Source organism: Roseateles sp., from assembly GCF_036404855.1.
In the GTDB taxonomy this organism is placed as follows: domain Bacteria; phylum Pseudomonadota; class Gammaproteobacteria; order Burkholderiales; family Burkholderiaceae_C; genus Pelomonas.
This window is the reverse complement of the sequence record NZ_DASWYS010000040.1, coordinates 21,608-43,663: the sequence shown is the minus strand read 5'-3', so window position 1 is coordinate 43,663 and position 22,056 is coordinate 21,608. Positions and strand designations below refer to the sequence as shown.

General features: G+C 67.3%; 22 protein-coding genes and 1 tRNA gene. 9 read left to right on the top strand and 14 right to left on the bottom strand.

All coding sequences use genetic code 11. The annotated features are described in order from the left end of the window. A partial coding sequence (locus VGF12_RS02550) for a TonB-dependent receptor domain-containing protein (protein WP_331174478.1) occupies positions 1-368 on the top strand: 368 nt, incomplete at its 5' end. On the opposite strand, the gene VGF12_RS02545 is transcribed toward VGF12_RS02550, so the two are convergent. From VGF12_RS02545 to VGF12_RS02535, 3 genes are read right to left on the bottom strand one after another with little or no spacing between them, the layout of a single operon-like run. After that, a complete protein-coding gene (locus VGF12_RS02545; RefSeq protein WP_331174477.1) occupies positions 361-780 on the bottom strand; it encodes an acyl-CoA thioesterase in 420 nt (139 codons plus the stop codon). The genes VGF12_RS02550 and VGF12_RS02545 overlap by 8 nt on opposite strands. Further along, the gene (locus tag VGF12_RS02540) at positions 777-1,421 is read right to left on the bottom strand and encodes a YceH family protein (protein WP_331174476.1); all 645 of its coding nucleotides are present in this window, start codon (positions 1,419-1,421) and stop codon (positions 777-779) included. Before VGF12_RS02540 ends, VGF12_RS02545 begins: the two co-directional genes overlap by 4 nt. Further along, positions 1,421-2,203, bottom strand: coding sequence for an SDR family oxidoreductase (locus VGF12_RS02535; protein ID WP_331174475.1), 783 nt, complete (start codon positions 2,201-2,203; stop codon positions 1,421-1,423). The genes VGF12_RS02540 and VGF12_RS02535 overlap by 1 nt, the downstream gene beginning before the upstream one ends. Before the next feature lie 130 nt (positions 2,204-2,333). Here VGF12_RS02535 and VGF12_RS02530 point away from each other — a divergent pair, with 130 nt between their 5' ends. Both VGF12_RS02530 and VGF12_RS02525 read left to right on the top strand, forming a co-directional pair. Next, positions 2,334-4,010, top strand: a complete 1,677-nt coding sequence (locus VGF12_RS02530) for an electron transfer flavoprotein-ubiquinone oxidoreductase (protein WP_331174474.1) — start codon at positions 2,334-2,336, stop codon at positions 4,008-4,010. Positions 4,011-4,214: 204 nt separating this feature from the next. Further along, entirely contained in the window at positions 4,215-5,045 is an 831-nt protein-coding gene (locus VGF12_RS02525; RefSeq protein ID WP_331174473.1) for a DUF72 domain-containing protein, read from the top strand. On the opposite strand, the gene VGF12_RS02520 is transcribed toward VGF12_RS02525, so the two are convergent. Continuing rightward, positions 5,042-5,659 carry an FMN-binding negative transcriptional regulator gene (locus VGF12_RS02520; RefSeq protein WP_331174472.1) on the bottom strand — a complete coding sequence of 206 codons (618 nt, stop codon included), beginning with the start codon at positions 5,657-5,659 and terminating at the stop codon, positions 5,042-5,044. The genes VGF12_RS02525 and VGF12_RS02520 overlap by 4 nt on opposite strands. 297 nt (positions 5,660-5,956) lie before the next feature. On the opposite strand from VGF12_RS02520, the gene VGF12_RS02515 reads away from it, so the two are divergent. Both VGF12_RS02515 and fdhD read left to right on the top strand, forming a co-directional pair. Continuing rightward, positions 5,957-8,563 (top strand): chemotaxis protein CheW, encoded by a 2,607-nt coding sequence (locus tag VGF12_RS02515; protein ID WP_331174471.1) that lies wholly within the window; start codon positions 5,957-5,959, stop codon positions 8,561-8,563. A gap of 7 nt (positions 8,564-8,570) precedes the next feature. Next, the gene (fdhD, locus tag VGF12_RS02510) at positions 8,571-9,359 is read left to right on the top strand and encodes a formate dehydrogenase accessory sulfurtransferase FdhD (protein ID WP_331174470.1); all 789 of its coding nucleotides are present in this window, start codon (positions 8,571-8,573) and stop codon (positions 9,357-9,359) included. Here fdhD and VGF12_RS02505 read toward each other — a convergent pair. Both VGF12_RS02505 and VGF12_RS02500 read right to left on the bottom strand, forming a co-directional pair. Beyond that, positions 9,350-11,395 (bottom strand): GGDEF domain-containing protein, encoded by a 2,046-nt coding sequence (locus VGF12_RS02505; protein WP_331174469.1) that lies wholly within the window; start codon positions 11,393-11,395, stop codon positions 9,350-9,352. The two genes, fdhD and VGF12_RS02505, sit on opposite strands and share 10 nt — an antisense overlap. After that, the gene (locus VGF12_RS02500) at positions 11,392-12,354 is read right to left on the bottom strand and encodes a tripartite tricarboxylate transporter substrate binding protein (RefSeq protein WP_331174468.1); all 963 of its coding nucleotides are present in this window, start codon (positions 12,352-12,354) and stop codon (positions 11,392-11,394) included. The genes VGF12_RS02505 and VGF12_RS02500 overlap by 4 nt, the downstream gene beginning before the upstream one ends. 466 nt (positions 12,355-12,820) lie before the next feature. Between VGF12_RS02500 and VGF12_RS02495 the strand changes: the two genes are divergently transcribed. Continuing rightward, positions 12,821-13,033 (top strand): cold-shock protein, encoded by a 213-nt coding sequence (locus VGF12_RS02495; protein ID WP_331174467.1) that lies wholly within the window; start codon positions 12,821-12,823, stop codon positions 13,031-13,033. Positions 13,034-13,119: 86 nt separating this feature from the next. Here VGF12_RS02495 and VGF12_RS26215 read toward each other — a convergent pair whose 3' ends face one another. Beyond that, complete coding sequence (locus VGF12_RS26215; protein WP_414709981.1) at positions 13,120-14,049, bottom strand: carboxylesterase family protein; 930 nt, start codon at positions 14,047-14,049, stop codon at positions 13,120-13,122. 231 nt (positions 14,050-14,280) lie between these two features. On the opposite strand from VGF12_RS26215, the gene VGF12_RS02490 reads away from it, so the two are divergent. Both VGF12_RS02490 and VGF12_RS02485 read left to right on the top strand, forming a co-directional pair. Next, a complete protein-coding gene (locus VGF12_RS02490) occupies positions 14,281-14,550 on the top strand; it encodes a type II toxin-antitoxin system RelE/ParE family toxin (RefSeq protein ID WP_331174466.1) in 270 nt (89 codons plus the stop codon). A gap of 41 nt (positions 14,551-14,591) precedes the next feature. Continuing rightward, the gene (locus tag VGF12_RS02485; RefSeq protein ID WP_331174465.1) at positions 14,592-14,897 is read left to right on the top strand and encodes a HigA family addiction module antitoxin; all 306 of its coding nucleotides are present in this window, start codon (positions 14,592-14,594) and stop codon (positions 14,895-14,897) included. 433 nt (positions 14,898-15,330) lie between these two features. On the opposite strand, the gene VGF12_RS02480 is transcribed toward VGF12_RS02485, so the two are convergent. The 7 genes from VGF12_RS02480 to cysS all read right to left on the bottom strand — a co-directional run bounded on the left by VGF12_RS02480 (position 15,331) and on the right by cysS (position 21,412). Next, positions 15,331-15,525, bottom strand: coding sequence for a hypothetical protein (locus VGF12_RS02480; protein WP_331174464.1), 195 nt, complete (start codon positions 15,523-15,525; stop codon positions 15,331-15,333). Between the two features lie 135 nt (positions 15,526-15,660). Further along, positions 15,661-15,753, bottom strand: a tRNA-Ser gene (locus VGF12_RS02475). 48 nt (positions 15,754-15,801) lie between these two features. Continuing rightward, complete coding sequence (locus VGF12_RS02470; RefSeq protein WP_331174463.1) at positions 15,802-17,076, bottom strand: aspartate kinase; 1,275 nt, start codon at positions 17,074-17,076, stop codon at positions 15,802-15,804. Between the two features lie 59 nt (positions 17,077-17,135). After that, the gene (gene tilS / locus VGF12_RS02465) at positions 17,136-18,461 is read right to left on the bottom strand and encodes a tRNA lysidine(34) synthetase TilS (protein WP_331174462.1); all 1,326 of its coding nucleotides are present in this window, start codon (positions 18,459-18,461) and stop codon (positions 17,136-17,138) included. Beyond that, positions 18,430-19,401 (bottom strand): acetyl-CoA carboxylase carboxyltransferase subunit alpha, encoded by a 972-nt coding sequence (locus VGF12_RS02460; RefSeq protein ID WP_331174461.1) that lies wholly within the window; start codon positions 19,399-19,401, stop codon positions 18,430-18,432. Before VGF12_RS02460 ends, tilS begins: the two co-directional genes overlap by 32 nt. Continuing rightward, positions 19,401-20,042 carry a DNA-3-methyladenine glycosylase gene (locus VGF12_RS02455; protein ID WP_331174460.1) on the bottom strand — a complete coding sequence of 214 codons (642 nt, stop codon included), beginning with the start codon at positions 20,040-20,042 and terminating at the stop codon, positions 19,401-19,403. Before VGF12_RS02455 ends, VGF12_RS02460 begins: the two co-directional genes overlap by 1 nt. After that, on the bottom strand, positions 20,042-21,412 hold the full coding sequence (gene cysS / locus VGF12_RS02450; protein ID WP_331174459.1) for a cysteine--tRNA ligase: 1,371 nt from the start codon (positions 21,410-21,412) through the stop codon (positions 20,042-20,044). Before cysS ends, VGF12_RS02455 begins: the two co-directional genes overlap by 1 nt. 123 nt (positions 21,413-21,535) lie before the next feature. On the opposite strand from cysS, the gene VGF12_RS02445 reads away from it, so the two are divergent. Then, a complete protein-coding gene (locus VGF12_RS02445; RefSeq protein ID WP_331174458.1) occupies positions 21,536-22,054 on the top strand; it encodes a tetratricopeptide repeat protein in 519 nt (172 codons plus the stop codon). The last annotated feature ends 2 nt before the right edge of the window (positions 22,055-22,056 follow it).

The window sequence follows — 22,056 nt, the reverse complement described above, 5'->3', positions numbered from 1 at the left end:
CCTTCGTCAGCAACCTGGGCCGTTTCGTCAACGACGGCGTGGTGCAGCGCTGGCGCCACACGGTCAGTGCCGACTGGGCGCTGGGGCCCTACTCGCTGATGCTGTCCAACAGCTACCTGTCCGGCTACACGGACCAGCACGACATGGCCAAGGCTGACCGCAAGGTCGCCGCCTACTCGCTGTGGAACATGTCTGCCGCCTGGGAGGCCACCAAGTCGCTGACCCTGCGTGCCGGCGTGCAGAACCTGTTCGACAAGGCCCCGCCGTACTCGCAGCAGGCCTATTTCTTCCTGGTCGGCTACGACCCGAGCTACACCGACCCGCGCGGCCGCTACGGCTACGTCAGCCTGCGCTACACCTTCAGGTGACGATGTCGCGTACCCAGTCCGGCAAGGCGATGGCCTTGTCGGTCTGGGCGTCGAACCACAGCGTCGTCGCGCCGCCCTCGGCGTAGATGACGCCGGGTTCGTCCACACGCTCCAGCGTGATCCAGGTCTCGAAGGCGGTGCGGCCCGGGTCGCTGACGTAGTGCTTGGCGATGATGTCGCCCGGCGCCTTCAGCTGCCGGTAGAAATTGCAGAACGCATTCACGATCACCGGCCCCTGCCCGCCCGGATTGGGCGGCGCGCCGATGGAAGCCAGCCAGTCCACGCGGGCCATCTCCAGGTAGCGGAAGTAGAGCGTATTGTTGATATGCCCCATCGCGTCCATGTCGCCCCAGCGCATCTGGATGCGGAGCTCGAAGGTCAGCTTCTTGTCGGCGGGAACGATGTATCTCATGGTGCGATGCCGAGTTCGGCGGCCATGCGGTTGACGAGGCTGCGCAGCGACGCGACTTCCGCCTTCAGTGCCGCGAGTTCAGCTTTCTGCAGGGCGACCTCCTCGTCGCGCGGCAGCGCGGCCGCGGTGGCCTGCTCGACCGATGCGACAGGCCCGCACAGCAAGTGCGCCCAGCGCGCCTCGCGCGCGCCCGCAGCCTTGGGCAGCTTGACGGCGAAGGGCGGCTCGCGCTGTGCCAGCTCGTCGAGGAATCCCTCGACCGAGGACACATCGGCGAAACGGTGCAGTCGCTCGGTGTTCTGCCTCAGCTCGGCCGCCGTCTGCGGGCCGCGAAGCATCAGCTGGGCCAGCAGCGCCATCGCGGCACCCGGCACACCCAGGCCGCGCGCGAAGTTGTGCTCGTAGCGCACGACGCGGCTACCGCTGACGGTATTGACGAGATGCAGTGCCTTCAACTCCTCCACCGTCGCCAGCACCTCGGCCTCAGCGACGTCCATGACCGGATCGCGCGCCGTCTTCTGGTTGCAGCCGGCGGTCAGCGCATTCGCGGACAGGGGATAGCTGTCCGGCACGGTGCTCTCCTTCTCGACGAGGACGGCCAACACGCGGGCCTCCAGCGGGGTCAGGTCTCGCTTGTGCATCAGACGCCGAACCCGTCGTCGGCCTGGATGACGGCCCCGTTGATGAAGTGGCTCTCGTTGGCACACAACATCAGCAGCGCCGTGTCCAGGTCCTTCGGCTGGCCCACGCGCTTGCGCGGCAGCAGCTCGACGAGCTCGCGCCCGCGATCCGTGTCCCACATGTGGTGGTTGATCTCGGTGTCGATATAGCCCGGGCAGATCGCATTCACGTTGATGCCGAACTTGCCCCATTCCAACGCCATCGCGCGCGTCATGTGGATGACGGCGGCCTTGCTCATCGCGTAGACACCGATCTGGCCCAGCACGCGCAGGCCGGCCATGGAGGCGATGTTGACGATGCGACCGCCGATGAAGGTCCCCGGCGCCGAGCCACGCGCGCGGGCCAGCATGCGCTTGCCGACCTCCTGCGCCACGAAGAAGGCGCCCCGCGTGTTGGTGTCCATCACGTAGTCGTAATCGTTCTCGGTGACGTCCGTCAGGCGCTGCGTGGTGCCGACGCCTGAGTTGTTGATCAGGATGTCCAGCGTGCCTACCTCGGTCTCGGCGTGGGCCACGGCGGCCCGGATGCTGGCGACGTCGGTCACGTCCAGCTGCACGACATGCGCGTCGCCGCCCTTGCCCTCGATCTCGGCGCGCAAGTCCTTGAGCCGCTCGACGCGCCGGCCCGCCAGCACGACGCAGGCGCCGGCCTGGGCCAGGGTCTTGGCGAACTGCGCGCCCAGGCCGCTGGACGCACCGGTGACGAGCGCCACACGGCCTTCAAGATTGATGGAGTAACTCATGAGACTGCCTTCTGAGTGGGTTGCAGCCATCCTACCGGGCTAGAGCTCGTGCACTAAAAAAGCACGATCGTTCGATTCATCGCCCACCCTCTCTAGAATCGCGCGCAATTCAATACGGTCGGAGACCCACATGACGTCCGAAGAAATCCTGGCCCAGTTCGGCCCCCGCGAGTCCATGGAGTACGACGTGGTCATCGTCGGCGGCGGCCCGGCCGGCCTGGCCACGGCCATCCGTCTGAAACAGATCAAGCCCGACGCCAACATCGTCGTGCTGGAGAAAGGTTCGGAGCCCGGCGCGCACATCCTGTCCGGCGCCGTCATGGACCCGCGTGCCATCACCGAGCTGTTCCCGAACTGGAAGGACTTGGGCGCGCCGCTGAACCAGGCCGTGTCGGGCGACGACGTGCTGTTCCTCAGCGAGACCGGCAGCCAGCGCACGCCGGACTGGCTGGTGCCGCGCAACTTCCACAACCACGGCTGCTACGTCATCAGCCTGTCTGACGTCGTCAAGTGGATGGCCCAGCAGGCCGAGAACCTGGGCATCGAGATCTTCCCGGGCTTCGCAGCCGCCGAGGTGCTGTACGACGAGCAGGGCCGCGTGAAGGGCGTCGCCACGGGCAACATGGGTCTGGGCAAGGATGGCGAGCCGACCGACCACTTCCAGCTCGGCATGGAGCTGCTGGGCAAATACACCGTGTTCGCCGAAGGCGCTCGCGGCCACCTGGGCAAGCAATTGCTGGCGCGGTTCAACCTGACCGAGGGTAAGGACACGCAGACCTACGCCATCGGCATCAAGGAGCTGTGGGAAGTTCCCGCTGACAAGGCCCAGCCCGGCAAGGTCGTGCACACGGCCGGCTGGCCGATGGAGGGTGACACCTTCGGTGGCGGTTTCCTCTACCACCTGGCGGACAACAAGGTCACGCTGGGCTTCGTCATCGGTCTGGACTACGACAACCCCTATCTCAGCCCCTTCGAGGAGATGCAGCGGTGGAAGGCCCATCCCGCCGTCCGGGCCCACATCGAGGGCGGCAAGCGCATCGGCTACGGCGCTCGCGCGATCAACAACGGCACGCCGCAGGCCCTGCCCAAGACGGTGTTCCCGGGCGGCTGCCTGGTGGGCTGCGACGCCGGCTACCTGAACGCGGCACGCATCAAAGGCAGCCATGCTGCCATCAAGAGCGGCATGTTGGCCGCCGAGGCGCTGGCGCCCGCGCTGGACGCCGGTCGCGCCCAGGACGAGCTGGCCGCCTACCCCGAAGCGTTCGAGAAGAGCTGGCTGAACGAGGAGCTGCAGCAGACCCGCAACTTCAAGCTGTGGTTTAAGAAGGGCAAGACCACCGGTCAGCTGATGACCGGCATCGAGCAGTGGCTGCTGCCCAAGCTGGGTGTCACCAGCCCGCCGTGGACGCTGCACAACCACAAGGCCGACAACGTCTCGCTGCGCCCCGCCGCCGAGTGCACGCCGATCGCCTACCCCAAGCCGGACGGCAAGCTGACCTTCGACCGCCTGTCGTCGGTGTTCATCTCCAACACCAACCATGAGGAGAACCAGCCGGCCCACCTGACGCTGAAGAGCGATGCGGTGCCCGTGCAGGTCAACCTCGCGAAGTTCGCCGGTCCCGAGAGCCGCTACTGCCCGGCAGGCGTCTACGAGTTCGTGCCGAACGAGGCCGGCGGCGGCGAGCGCCTCCAGATCAACGCGCAGAACTGCGTGCACTGCAAGACCTGCGACATCAAGGACCCGACGCAGAACATCGTGTGGGTGACGCCCGAGGGCGGCGGCGGCCCAAACTACGCCGGCATGTAGACCACTGCCCGCAAACCCCAAGCCAGCACCTGCCCCACGCAAGCGCTGGCTTTTTTGATGGGGGGACCGATTTCAGAAGGACGGCGACGGCCTGGCTGCGGCGTTGCCCCCGCCGCCGGCGATGCAGGACCTGCTGGCGCGATTCCTCGCCGCGCAGCTTGCGCCAGCGCCGCCCCGTCGATAGACTGTTTTTTCATACAGTCAATGCGCCGGAGGTGCAGCGTGGGCAAAGGCAGGATCAGGGTCGGCATTGGCGGCTGGAACTTCGAACCCTGGCGCGACAACTTCTATCCCAAGGGCTGGCCGCAGGCGCGCGAGCTGGAGTACGCCAGCCGGCGACTCACGACGATCGAGATCAACAGCACCTACTACGGTGCACAGAAGCCGGCCACCTTCGCCAAATGGCGCAAGGAGTCGCCCGACGGCTTCATGTTCTCGCTCAAGGCCATCCGATTCGCGACACAGCGCCGCTTGCTGGCCGACGGCGCCGAGTCCATCCAGCGCTTCATCAGCAGCGGCATCGCGGAACTGGGCGACAAGCTCGGCCCCATCGTCTGGCAGTTGGCCCCGACGCACAAGTTCGACGCCACCGACCTGACGGCCTTCCTGGAGCTGCTGCCGCCCGAGGTAGACGGCCTGAAGCTGCGCCATGCGCTCGACGTGCGTCACGCAAGCTTCCAGTGCCCCGAGTACCTGGCCCTCGCCAGGAAGCACCAGGCCGCGACGGTGTTGACCGAGTCTGACGACTACCCGCCCATTGCGGAGGTGACGGGCGACTTCGTCTACACGCGCATCATGCGCACGCACGTGGACGAACCACTGGGCTGCGCGCCCGAAGTGTTTCCGCAACTGGCCGCCTCGGTACAGGCCTGGGCCGCAGGCAGCGCGCCCGAGGGGCTGCCGCACATCGAGCCGCCCGCCCCTGCCACGGTGCCGCGCGACGTGTTCGTCTACTTCATCAGCGGCGCCAAGGAGCGTGCGCCCCACGCGGCGATGGCACTGCGCCGGGCGCTGGGTGAAGACGTGCCGGCCTAGCCTGCGAGCCGCGCCATCCACTCGGCCGTGGCGCGGTCCTCGTGCCGATCCGAAGCGGCCAGCGCCTCACGGATGCGCTCGCGCTCCAAGGCGGCGCGGTTCTGGCTCATCTTGAGCTTGAGCTCCCAGCGCGTCACGCGGATGCGAAAACCGACGATGGCACCGAGCAGCCTGTGCTGGTAGTCCTCGGGCAGGCCCCGCCACTGCTCGGCATAGTCGGGTTCGAAGCGGCCGATCAGGCGCTTGAGCAGCGCATTCTTGTCGGCCTGTCCGTCGATCAGTTCGATGTCGCCGTAGGCATGCAGGGCCGCGTAGTTCCACGTCGGCACGTTCTTCACCGACTCGTAGTGGCGTGGGCTCACATAGGCGCCCGGGCCGCTGAAGACCGCGAGCACCTGCTTCTGCTGCGACAGCCAGTCCCAATGGGGGTTGGCGCGTGCCATGTGCCCCTCGAGCCACAAGCCCTCGCCATCGGGCAGCGCGACTAGCGGCAGATGGCTGCCGAAGCTCTGGCCCTGCAAGTCCGGGCCTACCAGCAATGCCAGCGGATGCTCGGCGACGAGGCGCCGGGCGTGCGCCAGGTCGGTGGAAGTGAAATGCGAAGGCAAATACACGGTGAAGCTCCGGAAGGGCCACAAAACGGGGCACGATCATCGCGCAGGGCGCCCCACAAGAGGGCATTCGATTCGGCGTGAACGGGCCGAACCGCGGCGCTGATCGCCGCGGCGCCGGGTCCGATGGGACGGCCCACGCGCCCGCGGCGCCCAGTGTCTTGGCGCCACGCGCCGTGCAATGCATGCGGGCCTGTCTCAGGGCCGATGCGCGCGCGGGCGGCACCATCCGCAGGCACGCCAATTGCGTGATTGCCCGGTTTTGGGCTCTGCCCATGGAAACGTTTTCCACGAGACGCGATGCAAAAAGTCTGGCACAAGGGCATGCCCTTCAGCGCCGAGGTGGCGCCCTATCTGCGACGCATGGCGCTGGTCGATGAGCACCGGGAGGCCCTGCTGAGACTGCAGGGGGTCTGGGACAGCCTGGCCCTGCTGGGCCAGATGAGTGGCATGGCTGCCGACATTGCGCAGACGCGCACGGCCTTCCAGGACCTCACCACCACGCTGCTGGACAGCCTCGCACGGCGGTTGCGCGCGCACGCGCTGGCGCGCATTGGCGGTCACGCCCGCGTGGCCATCGACATCCTCGTTCGCAACCTGTTCGAGCGCACGGCGGACGTGGGCTTCCTCGCGTCGGACGGGCCGCTGTGCGCGCATGCGGCGCTGGATCCCGCTGCCCCCGGGCACGCCAGCAGCCGCGCGGCGTTGCAGGCCCGCTTCGCGGCCTACACCGCCAAGTACTCGGTGTACGACGACATCATCGTGCTGTCGCCCCGCGGCGAGATCCTGGCGCGGCGGGACGACAGCGCCGCCCTGGCGGTCTGCGACGAAGCCTGGATCGCAGAAGCGCTGGCCTCGGAGGCGCCCTATGTCGAACGCTACGGCCCCACGGCCCTGCTCGGCGGCCGTCACGGCCTGATCTATGCCCGCGCACTGCGCACGCCAGACGGCGTCGTGGGCCTGCTCTGTCTGTCCTTCCGCCTGGAAGACGAGATGGCGACCGTCTTCCGCCAATTGCTGGCCAGCCAGGACGGGCATGCCGTCATCTGCCTGCTCGATGGCGGACACCGCGTGCTGCAGAGCTCCGACCCGTGGCAGATCCCATCCGGTGCGCAACTGCAGCCCCAGGGCGAACGCCTGCTGTTCGCCGGCCGCAACTACCTCTGCGCCACCGCAGCCGCGAGCGGCTACGAAGGCTACATGGGCCCGCCGGGCTGGATGGCTTGCGTGCTGACGCCACTGGAGTGGGCCTTCGAGGCCGAGGACGACCGGGCGCTGGACGAGGAGCTGCGCCGACTGGGCGCGACCCTGGACACGCGCCAGCTCTTCGATGCCGAGCTGCAAGGCATCCCGCGGGAGGCGCGCCGAATCCAGCGCAACCTGTCGCGCACCTTGTGGAATGGCAAGTTGCACAGCCATGCGCGCACAGGCACCGGTTCGGCCGGCGCCGGCTTTGCGACGACGCTGCTCAACGAGGTACAGCGCACCGGCGGACAGCTGCGCCAGGTGTTCGAGCAGGCTATCGCCAAGCTGCAGAACTCCGCACTGGCAGAGATCTTCGAGGGCGCCCTGTTCCAGGCCCGACTGGCCATCGACATCATGGACCGCAACCTCTACGAGCGCGCCAACGACTGCCGCTGGTGGGCGCTGGACGTGCGGCTGCAGCGGGCCCTGGCCGCACAGGGGGGCGGACACGGCACACCGCAGGCCCAGGCCGCAGCAGCCGAAGCCCGGCAGGTGTTGCAGCACATCAACGGGCTCTATACCGTCTACTCGCTGCTGCTGGTCTACGACCTGCAGGGCCGCGTGGTGGCCGTGTCCGACCCTGCGCAGGAACACCACGTCGGCCATTTGCTCGACGCGCCCTGGGTCGGCGCGGCGCTGGGACTTCACGACCCCGAGCACTACGTGGTCTCGCGCCACGAGGCCAGCCCGCTCTACGGCAACGCGGAGGCAGCGCGCCGGTGCACCTACGTCTACGCCACCTCGCTGCAGCATGGCGGCCGGGTGGTGGGCGGGCTTGCCATCGTCTTCGATGGCGAACCCCAGTTCGCTGCCATGTTGAGGGACGCCCTGCCCGCCTCCCCCGAAGGAATGCCCGCGGCGACAGGCCTCTTCATCACGCGCGACGGCCGCGTCGTCGCGAGCTCCGACGCGCGCTGGCAGGCCGGCGATCCCGCCCCGCTGCCACCCGCGACGCTGGCCGGCCTCGCGGTCGGCCAGACGCTGCGCTGCGAACTGGACATCGCCGGGATGGTCTATGCCACCGGCATCGCCATGTCCCAGGGCTACCGCGAGTACCGGCACGACCCGGCCGTGGCAGGCGAAGAGGTGGCGGCCGTGCTGCTGCAGCCGCTGGGCCCGCGCGTGCCCGCGCAGACGGACGTGATCGACGCCGGCTTCGTGCCGCCACCGGCGCAGGCGGGCGAGCACAGCCTGGACATCGCCGCCTTCAGCGCGGCTGGCGAATGGCTGGGGCTGCCTGCGGCATCGCTGGTCGAAGCGCTGGAGCAGCCGCGCCTGACCGCGCTGCCCAACGCGCCGCGCGCGCTGGTCGGCATGCTGCAACACGAGGATTGCATGGTGCCAGTGCTGGACCTCGGCCTGGCCCTGTACGGCCGCGCGACTGACGCGCACGAAGCCCCCGTCGTCGTCTGCCGCAACGACGCCGGGCAGCGACTGGCCCTGCGCGTGGAAGAGCTGGGGCCGGTATTCAGCGTCACCGCGGCCCAGGCGCTGCCCAGCCCCGGCAGCCGCGCCCGCCTGGTGCGCGGTGCCGCCAACTCGCCTCACCGCATGTTGACGCTGCTCAGCGCCACGGACCTGTGGATTCATGCCGGCATGAGCGTCGAGCCGGCGCAAGCCGCCCCGCCGGCGCCCTCCACACTGCGCGGGGCGCTCCTATGATGCCGCGATGCCCCCGCCCGATGTCGAAGCCACGCCTGACTGCAGCGCCCTGCAGACGCTACGCCCTCCAGGTGCCATCGCGGACGAACGAGTGGCTGTGGAGATGCCCGTTGCGCTGACGGTCAACGAGGTCTCTCAGGCGGTCATGCTGGCCACGCCCGCCGACCTGGAAGACTTCGCGCTGGGCTTTGCGCTCAGCGAGGGCTGGATCACGTCACGCCGCGAACTTCTGGACGTGGACGTGCTGCCGCAACCCGGCGGCGTCGAGCTGGCCTTGAGGGTGACGGCGGCCCGAGAGCAGCACCTCAAGACACGCCGACGCCTGCTCGCCGGCCGCACCGGCTGCGGCCTGTGCGGCCTGGAAAGCCTGGCCCAGGTCGGCGCCGTGCAACCCACACCGGTGCAGGCTCCCTTGCTGGCCGAGGGCGCGCTGGACCGTGCCATGGCCGGCCTGCATGCGGCCCAGGTGCTGAACGCGCGCTGTGGCGGTCTGCATGGTGCGGCCTGGTGCCTGCCTAGCGGCGAACTGCTGATCGCGCGCGAAGACATTGGACGCCATAACGCGCTGGACAAGCTGACCGGCGCCCTCGCCCGCCGCGAGGCTGACCCGCGCGATGGCTTCGTGCTGATGTCCAGCCGCGCGAGCTACGAGCTGGTTCACAAAACGGCCATGGCGGGTGCCGGCCTGCTCGCCTGCATGTCAGCCCCCAGCAGCCTGGCCATCGAGATGGCCGGACGCGTCGGCCTGCAGCTGTGGGCCTTTGTGCGCGAGGGTCGCGCGACGCGCTACGCCTGAGGACCGCCGGGCATTACCTCGCCTTCTCCGGCGAGGAAGCAGTGGGCGACGATCTGATCCCGCCCCCCCCGCTTGGCCGCATAGAGGGCCTCGTCCGCCGCGGCATACATGGTCTCGGGCGTCAGGCCGGGCGTAGGTGCTGCCCACCAGGCCAAGCCGAAGCTGGCAGTGACGATGCGATGCGGGCTGTCCGCATGCGGCACCGCCAGCGCATGCACGGCGGCACTGAGCCGGCCGACGAACTGACGGGCCACATCGGCCGACGACGCCGAGAAGATGACGCCGAACTCCTCGCCGCCGAGGCGGAACAATGCATCGGTGGAGCGCTTGAGGCCATTGTTGAGGGTCTGCGCGAACGCCCGCAACACCGCGTCGCCGGCCTGGTGGCCGTAGCGGTCGTTGTAAGCCTTGAAGTGATCGATATCCAGCATGCACAGGCCGACGGCCTGGCCGCGCTGGGCGCTGGCCAGGCAGATCTCGTCGAAGTGGCGCCGGTTGAAGGCGCCGGTCAGGGCATCCAGGATGGTCAGGTCACGCAGCTGGCGGTTCGCTGCTTCCAGCGCTCGGGCGTCGTTCTGCAGGCGCTGCTCGTCGGCCTTGCGCCGCGAGATGTCCAGATGCGTGCCGGCCAACCGCAGCGGTCGGCCGTCTCCGTCGCGATCGAAGACACGGCCACTGCTCTGCACCCAGACCCAGTGGCCCTGCGCATGGCGCATGCGGAACTCGGCCGCATAGCGCTCGTCCTGGCCGCCGAGGTGGCGCTCCAGCGCCTGCTTGGCCTCGACGAGATCGCCGGGATGACACAGCCGCTTCCAGGTCTCGCCGGTGGTGGGCGACAGCTCCGCGAGGGTGTGCCCCAGCATCTGCGCCCAGCGCTCGTTGATTGCCAGGTGGTCGCTGTCGAGATGCCAGTCCCAAGTGCCGGCGGCGGTCCCGTCGATCACGTTGTTCAGATGCTGGCGGTCTTCGGCCAGCACGGCCTCGGTGCGCTCCAGGCGGCGGCGCACGACCAGGCTTCGCCCCACGGCCAGCGCGACGAGCAGCGTGGCCATGCTGCCTGCGGCCAGGGCCAGCAGAGGCGCACCATCCGCCGCGGTGCCGAGCGCGCCCGGCCGCGGCCGGAGCACGAGCTGCCAGGGGCGGCCGCCGACATCGACGCTCAGCGCCATGTCGCGCCCGTCGGGGCGCGACGGGACGCCCGCCGCAGACGCATAGATGAGACGATGATCCGCCTGCTGGTCGAAGACGAACACGTCCAGGCCGTTGGCCTCCGCCCGCTGCACGGCCTCCGACATCAACGAGGGCAGCTCGACGACGCCGGCCAGGAAGCCGCGCAGCTCGCGCCGGCGCGCCTCCATGCCCGACGGACGCGGCACGCGATAGACCGGTGCGGACACGGCGAAGCCGCTGCGGGCCTCACCCGGTTGCCCACGCCGGATCACGGTGAACACCTCGGACGCGATGGGTACGCCAGTGTCGCGGGCCAGCAGCTTGGAATGCATGCGGCGCGTATCGAAGGCCATGTCCACGCCCACTGCCGCGCCGCCCTCGGGCCAGGAGTAGTGCACCGGCACATGGAGTTCGCGCGGCCGTGCAGGCACGAAGCCGCCCCCCTCGTCTTCGATCGCAGGCTCGACGACGAGATAGCCTGGCTGCTCGCGCGCCGCCTGCTTCTCGAACGCGGCCAGTTGCTCATGCGGCACGACGGGCTGCCATTCCAGCAGCGTCAGGCCCGAGGCATCACCGACGAGGCCGGCGCCATAGCGCGAGAACTGCTCGCGTGTCAGCTCGGTCTGGGCCGACAGCATCTGCCCGGCAGCCTGCAGCGCTTCCACGACTCGCATCAGTTGCCGGTCGAACGCGCCCACGACGCTCTGGCCCATCGCAGTCAGTTGCTCGCGCTCCTGTGCCGCCGCCTTCAGCGACAACGAGCGGTAGGCGCCCAGGCTGCCGGCCAGGCCGACCAGCAACACGAGCGCCACCAGCGCCACGTCCACAAAGGTGGGCCAGAGCTCGCGACGCTGTCGGGAGCTCATGGCCGCGCCTCGAGCACGCCCACGAGACGCTCATAGAACTGGACCTGCTTGCGCAGGAACTGCGCCGGGTCCTGGGTGGCTGTGATGCGGGCCGACGCGCCCAGCGCCTCGGTGCCGGCCTGCCAGCCGGGATCCGCGGCCACCTTGTCGAGCACCGATCGCCAACGGTCGACGGCATGCGCCGACATACCCGCCGGCCCGAGCAGCGCTGACCAGCCCTGCAGCTGTTGCATGTCGCGCCAGCCCAGCTCGGCCGCGTTTTGCAGACGGGGCAATGAACGCAGCCGTCCCTGTGCCGTCGTCATCAGGCCGCGCAGCGCGCCCGACTGCACGGCAGGCAGCATGCTGCGCATGTTGTTACAGCTGAAATCCACCTCGCCGTCCTGCAGGGCTTGTGTCGCCTGCGAGCCCTGGCCGAGATGCAGCGGCCGGACCGCGTCGTCAGGCAGGCCATTCAGCGCGAGCAGGTAGCGCACCGCCCAGTTCTGCAGCGAACCGGCGCCCGCCGTGCTGTAACGCAGTTGACCCGGTGCCGCGGCGATGGCGGCGAGCAGCTGGTGCATGGATTGGATGGGCGAGCCGCTGCGAACGGCACAGATGAGCGGCGCCTCGTCCAACACGGCAAGCACGGTGAAGTCGCTCAGCGGCGCCACCGTGCGGGGCGACAGCGCCGGCTGGATGGCAATCGTGCCGACCCGTCCCAGCAACAGTGTCTGGCCGTCCGGCGAGGCCTGCGCGACGGCGCGCGCCGCCGCGGCCCCCGACTCCGCCGTCAGGTAGCTGATCTCCATGCTGATCCCGGCGACTCGCGCAGCGCTGCGCACGAGATTGCGGGCCGAGCCATCCGCCTCGCCGCCTACAGTGAAGGGCACGAACAGCCGGACCGGCACCGGCTGGCTCGTCATTGCCGGGTCGCTGGCGGCCGCCGACGTGCCGCCCAGCAAACCGCAAGCCAGCATCCCCAAAGCGCCCCAACAACAGGTTCTATTTCTTGTCCTGAACTCCACGATATTGATCATAAATGACCAACATGCAGGGGATTTTGAGGAAGTTTGATGGAAACAGGCAATCCTTGACGAAGTGCCCGGAGGCTTCGACGCCGAGCCGCCTTCTTCCGGGGGAGCATCCGCCCTGTGGGCAGGGCCTCGAGGAGCCGGCCAGGCCGGGCCGCACGGTCGCCGCCCGCAAGCTCGCTGTGAGCGCAGCGCGCCAAGGGCTTGACAGGTGTGCTACTCTGATCGCCATAGATTCGCACAAGACCGTCTTATGGTCTTTTTCTGCAGCCCCGCGGACCACCCCCTGGTCCTTTCTCGCGAGCGGCTCGCTTCAGCAACTCCCCGGTGAGTGTTCTTGAGTGTTTCTGTCTCCGCCCGGCGATCGCCCGCGGAGGGTTTTCTTCATCCCAACTTTCCCAAAGGAAACACCATGACGACTCAAACGGGCACTGTGAAGTGGTTCGACGAGGGCCGGGGCTTCGGCTTCATCGCACCGGACAGCGGCGGCAAGGATCTGTTCGCTCACCACAGTGAAATTCAGAACGTCGGCGGATTCCGCACGCTGGCTGAAGGCGCAAAAGTGCAGTTCGAAACGACGCAAGGTGCCAAGGGCCCTCAGGCTTCACGGATCAGCACGATCTGACCGTGTCGACCTGGTGCGCCTGACGCGCCATGGGCCGGTTGCGGCCGGCCCAACCGAACAACAAGAACAAAAGACGACAGAAAGAACTATATGCAGGACAAGAACAAGAACTTTGAGCTGGGACGATTTCGGATCTCTCCGATGTCCCAAGCGAGAGACGACGGTGGCTTTGACGCCCTCGTTTCCATCCGATCCGGCCGCGGTATGGCGAGCGTTGATCGCGTGATGCGCTTCGCATCGAAGTTCAGCAGCGCCCAAGCTGCTTTGCACCACGCACGGGAACAAGGCTTGGCCTGGGCCCGTTGCCACTGATCCGACGCTATTGCAGGCGCGGGTCTCGTTGAGGCACGTCCGCTTCGCCTAGTCTCACGTAACCGAGGGTCAGCGGCAGGCGTGGATCGCCGCTGACGGACCGCCTCGAACAGGGGATCGAGGACCGGCAACGCACCCGTGTCCGTTCTCGGACGGGCTTCCAACGTTGCGCCGAAGTGCATCGCGCTCGGGAGTGTCGATGTGTAGGCCGGCCAGTTCGGCAGGCCGGGGCCGTTCGGGTTGCCGTGCTTGGCGAAGTTCGTCCAATAGCCTGCCATCGCCTCGGCCAGGTGACGGTCCGCAGGTGACCACACCCAAGGCTCTAGCCGGAGCTGATCGAATACGTAGCGCATCTCCATCCCATGACCCGCGCCCCAGCGGGCGAAGGGCGAGTCGGCGGGGTAAGGCGGTTGGTGTTCGAAGCGGTAGGCGTAGACGCTGGCGCCCGAGGCCGCGTGCCTCTGCGTCCATTTCCAAGTCTCATAGCCAAAGCGAAGATCGCGCTCCAGCGCCGCGCGTGACAGCGCCTGGGTATCGGTATTCGACAGCAGGGGCTCGGGTAGCGCGCCGAAATCGTTCCGGAGGCCTTCACGGAAGTTGGCCGCCGTCACGGTCTTTGCCGGCCATGATGTTGGCACCCTCGTCGGCGTTCCAGCCGATGGGCATCGGCACCCGCGCTTGCCGCCCAGTGGCGTAGGTCGCATGCTGCCCCTCTAAGCGCAGACGGGCGTCACCCGAGCAAAGCACCGGACATATTTCACTTGATTGCCCGCTCGCATTCCCCATGCGTGGCATCTCACCTGCTTGGGAGACCCCACAACAAAGCAGCATTGGCGCCACATCCCCGCAGCGATGAATCCCGTGGGCAATTTTCTCGGGCTGGAAACGCCATCGCAAATTGACTGTTATCCGGTTAACGGATAACATGAAGATGCATGTCGATTCAGTCCTTTGCCTGTGCTGAAACCCAAGCCCTGTTCACGACGGGCAAGAGTGCGCAGTTCGCCAACATCAAGAAGGTCGCCGAACGCAAGCTGGCCCAGCTCGACGCGGCGCCGTCGCTGAACTTCATGAAGTCCCCGCCTGGGAACGACCTCAAGGAATACGACGGCGCCTGGCATGTACGGATCAACGACCAGTGGCGGTTGACCTTCAAGTGGGGCGACAGCGGCCCCTACGACGTGAAGGTCGAAGACCCACATTGAACCCGGGGCGAGCAGCCCTTTCTGACGCAATGGAGTGCATCATGTTCAAGAACGGAATGCGGCCGGTCCACCCCGGCGAAGTCCTGCTTGAGGACTACATCAAGCCCCTGGGCGTCAGCGTGCGCGCAGTGGCCCTGGCGCTGCATGTCCCCTACTCGCGGCTGAGCGAGATCGTGAAGGGCGAGCGCGGCGTGTCCGCCGACACGGCGCTGCGCCTGGAGCGCTACTTCGGCAGCGAGGCCCAGGGCTGGCTGAATCTGCAAACGGCCTATGACCTGCGCGTCGCCGAGAAGGCAGCCGGCAAGGTCATCGCGAAGGAAATCGAGCCTCTGGCTCTCGCCGCTTGACTAGAACAGGCTGGACAACAAATGCCCCACCCATCATTTGTCATCGTCAAGATGGCTGTCCTGGCGAAGCCCATCGCCATTAACGTCGCCGAGATTCGTGCCGTGTAGCCGCTGGACGATGGCAGTTAGGCCATCTGGCTCGTTCATCCGCTCAAGCTCTCTGCCGAGCAGGGCAAGCGCCTAGCCAAGCTCGGTGCCGTGACGCCGCACGAATCCGATCAGTTCAACGTTCAATCGACGGACCTCGACAAACTGTTTCCAGGCTGACCGCCCCCGGGGCCCGCGCGTTCGTTCCGCAAGATCCTTCCGGCCTCGGCAACCGCCTCCGCAAACTGTGGCCGCCTCCCCGCAATGTCGGCGAGCATCAACCCATGGCTAGCCGGCCACGCCGTGAACCATGCCACGATGCTGGCCGGGTCGTTCAGGTAGAGGATCACGCGGCTGCCTTCTCGCCGCCGGCCTGTGGGATCACGTAGGGCTCAAAGCTGACCACCTCCTCGCCACCTTCGAGCTCTTCGAGCAAGTCGGCGTGAAGAAGGACATAGAGCGCCTGGAGCGCCGGCTCAAAGCGGCCGGTGACACCATGAGGACACCCCTTGAGGAGGTAGCCAGAGGAAAGTACGTTCACACCGTACCCCCACGCGACGCAGGCTGTCAACGGACGCTGTCGGACGTCCGGAAACAAAAAAGCCCGTCTCCATTGAGGAAAACGGGCTTTTCGAGTTCTTTATGGGACTTCAGAAGACGTCCCGGAACTGATCTTTGGCGGAGTCGGAGGGATTCGAACCCTCGATGCAGGTTTTGCCCACATACTCCCTTAGCAGGGGAGCACCTTCGGCCACTCGGTCACGACTCCAGCACAGCCTCGCATTCTATACCAGTGCGGGGCACTCTCCGAGATAAATCAGGCCGCAGTTGCTTCCTGATCCAGATCGAAGGCCTTGTGCAGCGCGCGCACGGCCAGTTCCATGTACTTCTCGTCGATCACGACGCTGGTCTTGATCTCGCTGGTGGAGATCATCTGGATGTTGATGCCCTCTTCGCTCAGCGCGCGGAACATCTTGCTGGCCACGCCGACGTGCGAGCGCATGCCGATGCCGACGATGGAGACCTTGCAGATCTTCGGGTCGCCAGCGACCTTGGCCGCGTTGGTGGCCGGGCCGACGGTGTTCTGCAACAGGTCCATCGTGCGCGCGTAGTCGTTGCGGTGCACGGTGAAGGAGAAGTCGGTCTTGCCGTCCTGCGAGACGTTCTGGATGATGACGTCGATGTCGATGTTGGCCTCGGCGACCGGGCCCAGGATCTGGAAAGCAATGCCCGGCTTGTCGGGCACGCCCAGCAGCGTCACCTTGGCCTCGTCACGGTTGAAGGCAATGCCCGAAACGACGGCTTGTTCCATTTTCTCGTCCTCTTCAAAACTGATCAGGGTGCCGGACTTGGCTTCCTCGTTGATGTCGATGTCCCAGGGTGTGAAGCTGGACAGCACGCGCAGCGGCACTTTGTACTTGCCGGCGAACTCCACCGAGCGGATCTGCAGGATCTTGGAGCCCAGCGACGCCATCTCCAGCATTTCTTCGAAGCTGATGGTATGCAGGCGGCGGGCCTCGGGGACGATTCGCGGGTCGGTCGTGTAGACGCCGTCCACGTCGGTGTAAATCAGGCACTCGTCGGCCTTCATCGCAGCGGCGATGGCCACGGCCGAAGTGTCCGAGCCGCCACGGCCCAGCGTCGTGATGTTGTTGTCGGCGTCGATACCCTGGAAGCCGGCAATGACGACGACCTTGCCGGCCGCAAGATCCTCGCGCACGCGCTTGTCGTCGATGCTCTCGATGCGGGCCTTGGTGTAGGACGAGTCAGTGGCGACCGGCACCTGCCAGCCCGTGTAGCTGACCGAGGCCACGCCTTCGGCCTGCAGCGCGATGGCCAGCAGGCCCACCGAGACCTGCTCGCCTGTGGCGGCGATCATGTCCAGCTCGCGATTGACGTCCGGGCTCATGCTGGCCGGGGACAACTCCTTGGCCAGGCCAAGCAGCCGGTTGGTTTCACCGCTCATTGCCGAGGGCACGACCACCATCTGGTGGCCGGCGCGTGCCCATTTGGCGACGCGCTTGGCCACGTTGCGGATGCGATCGGTGGACCCCATCGAGGTGCCGCCGTACTTGTGGACGATCAGAGCCATGTGTTTGAGCGAAGGCTTTAGGTGAGGCGCCGGGACGGCATGCTCGCAAACCCCCGATTTTATGCGGCTGCCCCGCCCTCGCCTTCGCTCTGCGGCAAGGCTGAGTCCTCCAGCCAGCGGACAGCAAGCCTGGGCTCATCTTGGGACGCGAAGGCACGCGCATCCATGCCCAAGCCGGCTGCGGCGACGAGGTGCTGTTGAGCGTCGAACAGCAGCGGCCCGCCGCGCCGCCAGGGCGGCAGCCCGGCCTCCTGGCAGGCCTTCTTCAGGCTGCGCGCGAAGGTCGCCGGCGCACGCTGGAACTGCTCCGCCCCGCGGCGGCCACGCTGGGTCAGCCCGGCAAGGCGCTGCGGGGCGATCCCTTGCTCCGCCCACTCGACGAGCCAAGCGCCGCGCCAGGCTGCCTGGGGATAGCAGCCGGGCCGGCTGAGGTCGACCTGCACCGCGGCGACCGAACCGGACGCCAAGGGTGCCCAGAACAGCCCGTCGCGCCATGCGTGCAACTCGCCATGAGGCACCGGCCAGGACAGCGTGGCCCCCGGTCGCCATTCGGTCAGCAGGCGCTGCACAAGGCTGGCCGGCGCGACGGTGTGTGCCGACAGCCAGGCGCGCAGCGCATTGCTCGCACGGGCCGGCGACAAGGCCGACAAGGCGGGCAGATCCAGGCGCTCAGCGGTCGCCAAGAGGGCCAGGTCTTGCGTCGCCACCTCTGCGGCCAGTGCATCGGCCTGCTGGGCCCAGCGTGCGGCCTGCGCCAGCCCCGCCTCGGCCGAGGCAAAAGCTGGCCATAGCACCTGGCGCAATCGGTTGCGGGCGTGGCGCCCGTCATGGTTGCTGGGGTCTTCGATCCAGCTCAGGCCATGTTGCGCGGCATAGGCCTGGATGGCCTCCCGTGGATAGCGCAGCCAAGGGCGCGCCCAACACAGGCCGTCGCGCCATTGCGTCCTGGGCATACCGGACAGACCGGCGCTGCCAGCACCCCGCAAGGCCTGGAGTAAGAAAGTCTCGGCCTGATCGCGCCGGTGGTGGGCCAGCAGCAGCACGTCCGCCCCCGCGGCGACGGCCATGTCGTGCAGGGCGCGATACCGGCCTGCACGGGCCCACGCCTCCACGCTGTCGCCGACCGCAGGCTTGCCGGCCAGCCGGGTGCACGCGAAGTCGGCGCCCAAGTCACGGGCCGTGCGCTCGCAATGCGCTGCCCAGTCATCGGCCTGTACTTGCAGGCCATGGTGGACGTGAAGGGCCACGACCCGCTGGCCTGCGGTGGCGCTGGCCGCCCGCGTCGCGGCATGCAGCAGCGCCGTGGAATCGAGGCCGCCGCTGAAGGCGACCGCTACGGCATCACCGGAGGGATCAACGGTTCTTGGTGTCGCCGAATCGGCCATAGGCCTGCAGGCGCTCGTAGCGACGGTCCAGCAGCTCGCCGGTCTTCAGGTCGCTGACCTGGCGCAGCGCATCAGACAGCGCACGCTTCAGGTTGGACGCCATCTGCTTGGCATCGCGGTGGGCACCGCCCACCGGTTCGCTGACGATCTTGTCAATCAGGCCCAGGGCCTTGAGGCGGTGGGCCGTGATGCCCAGCGCCTCGGCGGCATCGGAGGCCCGCTCGCTGCTCTTCCACAGGATGGATGCACAGCCCTCGGGCGAGATGACGGAGTAGGCCGCAAACTGCAGCATCAGAACCTGGTCAGCCACGCCGATGGCCAGCGCGCCGCCCGAGCCGCCCTCGCCGATGACGGTGGCGACGATGGGCACTTCGAGCTGGGCCATCTCAAGGATGTTGCGGCCGATGGCCTCGCTCTGACTGCGTTCCTCGGCACCGATGCCGGGGTAGGCACCCATGGTGTCGATGAAGGTGAAGACGGGCAGGCCGAACTTTTCGGCCAGCTTCATCAGGCGCAGCGCCTTGCGGTAGCCCTCGGGACGTGGCATGCCGAAGTTGCGCAGCGTGCGCTCCTTGGCGTCGCTGCCACGCTGGTGGCCAATGACCATGCAGGCCTGGCCGTTGAAGCGCGCAATGCCGCCGACGATGGCGGCGTCGTCCGCGAAATGGCGGTCACCGTGCAGTTCCTGGAACTCGGTGAAGACTTCCGAACAGTAGTCCAGTGTCTGAGGCCGCTGCGGGTGGCGGGCGATCTGATAGACCTGCCAGGGTGCGACGTTGGAATAGACCTCTTTGGTCAGCTGCAGGCTCTTCTTGGAGAGGCGGTCGATCTCCTCGGAGATGTCGACGGCCGACTCGCTTTGCACGTAGCGCAGCTCTTCGATTTTGGTCTCGAGTTCCGCGATGGGTTGCTCGAATTCCAGGAAGTGTTTTTTGCTCATCAGTAATCCACCGGTAGGGGATCCAGGCTGCGCCAAATGTACCAAACCGCTACCGAGCGATAAGGCGCCCAGGCGTCGCCGACTTCGCGGGCCTCGGCTCGTGACACGGGCTCGCCGGAAAAGTAGTTCACGCTGATGCCCTTCAGCAGGCCGATGTCGTCCAGGGGCATCACGTTGGGGCGCATCAGGTGAAAAATCAAGAACATTTCGGCCGTCCAGCGGCCGATGCCGCGGATGGCGACCAACTCTTCAATGATGGCTTCGTCGTCCATCTGCGCCCATTGGCGCACATGTACTTGGCCAGAAGCAAAATGTTCGGCCAAGTCCCTCAGGTACTCGACCTTGCGCGCCGACAGGCCGGCCGCGCGCTGCTCCTCCACGCCCAGAGCCAGCACGGCCGCGGGCTGGAATTTCGGCGCCAGCGCGACCCAGCGATTCCAGACCGACTGCGCTGCCTTGACCGAGATCTGCTGCCCGACGATGGAGCGGGCCAGCGTCGCGAACGCATCGCCGCGGCTCTGCAGCCGGGCCTCTCCGAACTGCGGGATGAGCTTCTTCATGACCCGGTCGCGCTTGACCAGGTGTTTGCAGGCCTCGTCCCAATAGTCCGGCGTGACCTCGACAGGGGGCTTCAACGCCATCAGCTCTTCACCCAGGTCGTGCCGCCGGCGCCGTCCTTCAGCGTGATGCCCTTGGCCGACAGCTCGGCGCGGATGGCGTCGGCACCGGCGAAGTCCCTGGCCGCCTTGGCTGCCGCACGCGCGGCGATGCGCTCCTCGATCCAGCCTGCGTCGTCGCCGCTGCCGCCCTGCAGATAGGCGCGCGGGTCCTGCTGCAGGATGCCCAGCACGCCGGCCAGGGCCTTGAGCAGGCCGGCCCGCTGCGGCGAGCGGTCGCGGTTCACCTCGTTGACGAGGTCGAACAGCACGGCCACGGCGCCTGGTGTGCCGAAGTCCTCGTCCATGGCGGTCTTGAAGGCAGCGGCGCTGGGCTCGCTCCAGTCGATGGCCACGGCGGCAGGCGGCACGGCGTCGAGCGCCGTGTAGAGCCGGGTCAGCGCGGTGCGAGCGTCTTCCAGGTGCGCATCGCTGAAGTTGAACGGCCGACGGTAGTGGGTGCGCAGCATGAAAAAGCGCAGCGTTTCGCCGTCGAACTTCTCCAGCACATCACGGATTGTGAAGAAGTTGCCCAGGCTCTTGGACATCTTCTCGCCATCGACATTCAGAAACCCGTTGTGCAGCCAGTACTTGGCGAAGTCATAGCCGGCACCCTCGCTCTGCGCGATCTCGTTCTCGTGGTGGGGGAACTGCAGGTCGCTGCCACCGCCATGGATGTCGAAGCTCTCGCCCAGCAGTGCGCAGCTCATGGCGGAGCACTCGATGTGCCAGCCCGGGCGGCCTTCACCGAAGGGAGCGGCCCACTTGGCGTCGGCCGGCTCGTCGGCCTTGGCGGCCTTCCACAGCACAAAGTCCAGCGGATCCAGCTTGCCGTCGTCCACCGCCACGCGCTCGCCGGCGCGCAGGTCGTCGACGCTCTTGCCGCTGAGCTTGCCGTAGCCCTCGAACTTGCGCACTGCATAGTTCACGTCGCCGCCTTCGGCGCGGTAGGCCAGGCCACGGTCTTCCAGACGCTCGATCAGCGACAACATCTGCGGCACATATTCCGTCGCACGCGGCTCGTGGTCGGGGCGCAGCAGTCCCACCGCCGCGAAGTCCTCGTGCATCGCGGCGGACATCTCCTCGGTCAGCTGACGGATGGTGATGCCGCGCTCGACGGCGCGCTTGATGATCTTGTCGTCGATGTCAGTGATGTTGCGGACATAAGTGACGGCATAGCCGCTGGCGCGCAGCCAGCGGTAGATGACGTCGAACGCCATGTTCATGCGCAGATGCCCCATGTGGCACAAGTCGTAGACCGTGATGCCGCACACATACATGCGCACCTGGCCAGGCACGAGCGGCTGAAAGTCTTCGAGGGTGCGGCTGAGGGAGTTGTGGACGCGCAGGGACATGAGACGGAAACCAGGGGCAACAGCCACCAACAAGAAGCCCCGCACCGGGTTCGGCCAGGCGGGGCTCATAGAATGAAATCAGTATACCGGCCGACCCTGACGCCGCCTCCAGCTCCAACCCTCATGCGCCTGCTTCTCCCCACCCTAGCGCTGCTCGCAGCGCTGGCCGTCGTACCGGCCCGCGCCGATGATCTGGCCAACGCCCAACGCCTGTGGCTGGCCGACCAGAAGACCCAGGCCGTGGAACTGGTCGAGCAGGCCCTGACCCGCACGCCCGACGACCTGCAGCTGCGCTTCACCCTGGGCGTGATGTCCATGGAGCTGGGCGAGCGCGCCAAGGCGCTGAGCATCTTCACGCGGCTGACCCAGGACTTCCCCGACCTGGCCGACCCCTATAACAACCTTGCCGTGCTGCATGCCGCCGCTGGCGAGCTCGATGAAGCCAAGACTGCCCTGGAGCAGGCCCTGCGCCTGCAGCCCGAGCATGCCCAGGCCCAAGAAAACCTCGGCGACGTGCTGACCCGCCTGGCGCTGCGCGCCTACCAGCGCGCACAAAAGGCGGCACTGGCGCCGAGCGACGCCCTCGCCAGCAAGATCAGCCGCACGCTGGCGCTGACCCACGACCTCAACAAGACCCGCTAAGC

Coding starts and splice junctions, on each gene's coding strand:
- VGF12_RS02545 (WP_331174477.1), bottom strand. CDS start 780: ATGAGATACATCGTTCCCGCCGACAAGAAGCTGACCTTCGAGCTCCGC.
- VGF12_RS02540 (WP_331174476.1), bottom strand. CDS start 1,421: ATGCACAAGCGAGACCTGACCCCGCTGGAGGCCCGCGTGTTGGCCGTC.
- VGF12_RS02535 (WP_331174475.1), bottom strand. CDS start 2,203: ATGAGTTACTCCATCAATCTTGAAGGCCGTGTGGCGCTCGTCACCGGT.
- VGF12_RS02530 (WP_331174474.1), top strand. CDS start 2,334: ATGACGTCCGAAGAAATCCTGGCCCAGTTCGGCCCCCGCGAGTCCATG.
- VGF12_RS02525 (WP_331174473.1), top strand. CDS start 4,215: ATGCGCCGGAGGTGCAGCGTGGGCAAAGGCAGGATCAGGGTCGGCATT.
- VGF12_RS02515 (WP_331174471.1), top strand. CDS start 5,957: ATGCAAAAAGTCTGGCACAAGGGCATGCCCTTCAGCGCCGAGGTGGCG.
- fdhD (WP_331174470.1), top strand. CDS start 8,571: ATGCCCCCGCCCGATGTCGAAGCCACGCCTGACTGCAGCGCCCTGCAG.
- VGF12_RS02505 (WP_331174469.1), bottom strand. CDS start 11,395: ATGAGCTCCCGACAGCGTCGCGAGCTCTGGCCCACCTTTGTGGACGTG.
- VGF12_RS02500 (WP_331174468.1), bottom strand. CDS start 12,354: ATGCTGGCTTGCGGTTTGCTGGGCGGCACGTCGGCGGCCGCCAGCGAC.
- VGF12_RS02495 (WP_331174467.1), top strand. CDS start 12,821: ATGACGACTCAAACGGGCACTGTGAAGTGGTTCGACGAGGGCCGGGGC.
- VGF12_RS26215 (WP_414709981.1), bottom strand. CDS start 14,049: ATGCGACCTACGCCACTGGGCGGCAAGCGCGGGTGCCGATGCCCATCG.
- VGF12_RS02490 (WP_331174466.1), top strand. CDS start 14,281: ATGTCGATTCAGTCCTTTGCCTGTGCTGAAACCCAAGCCCTGTTCACG.
- VGF12_RS02485 (WP_331174465.1), top strand. CDS start 14,592: ATGTTCAAGAACGGAATGCGGCCGGTCCACCCCGGCGAAGTCCTGCTT.
- VGF12_RS02470 (WP_331174463.1), bottom strand. CDS start 17,076: ATGGCTCTGATCGTCCACAAGTACGGCGGCACCTCGATGGGGTCCACC.
- tilS (WP_331174462.1), bottom strand. CDS start 18,461: ATGGCCGATTCGGCGACACCAAGAACCGTTGATCCCTCCGGTGATGCC.
- VGF12_RS02460 (WP_331174461.1), bottom strand. CDS start 19,401: ATGAGCAAAAAACACTTCCTGGAATTCGAGCAACCCATCGCGGAACTC.
- VGF12_RS02455 (WP_331174460.1), bottom strand. CDS start 20,042: ATGGCGTTGAAGCCCCCTGTCGAGGTCACGCCGGACTATTGGGACGAG.
- cysS (WP_331174459.1), bottom strand. CDS start 21,412: ATGTCCCTGCGCGTCCACAACTCCCTCAGCCGCACCCTCGAAGACTTT.
- VGF12_RS02445 (WP_331174458.1), top strand. CDS start 21,536: ATGCGCCTGCTTCTCCCCACCCTAGCGCTGCTCGCAGCGCTGGCCGTC.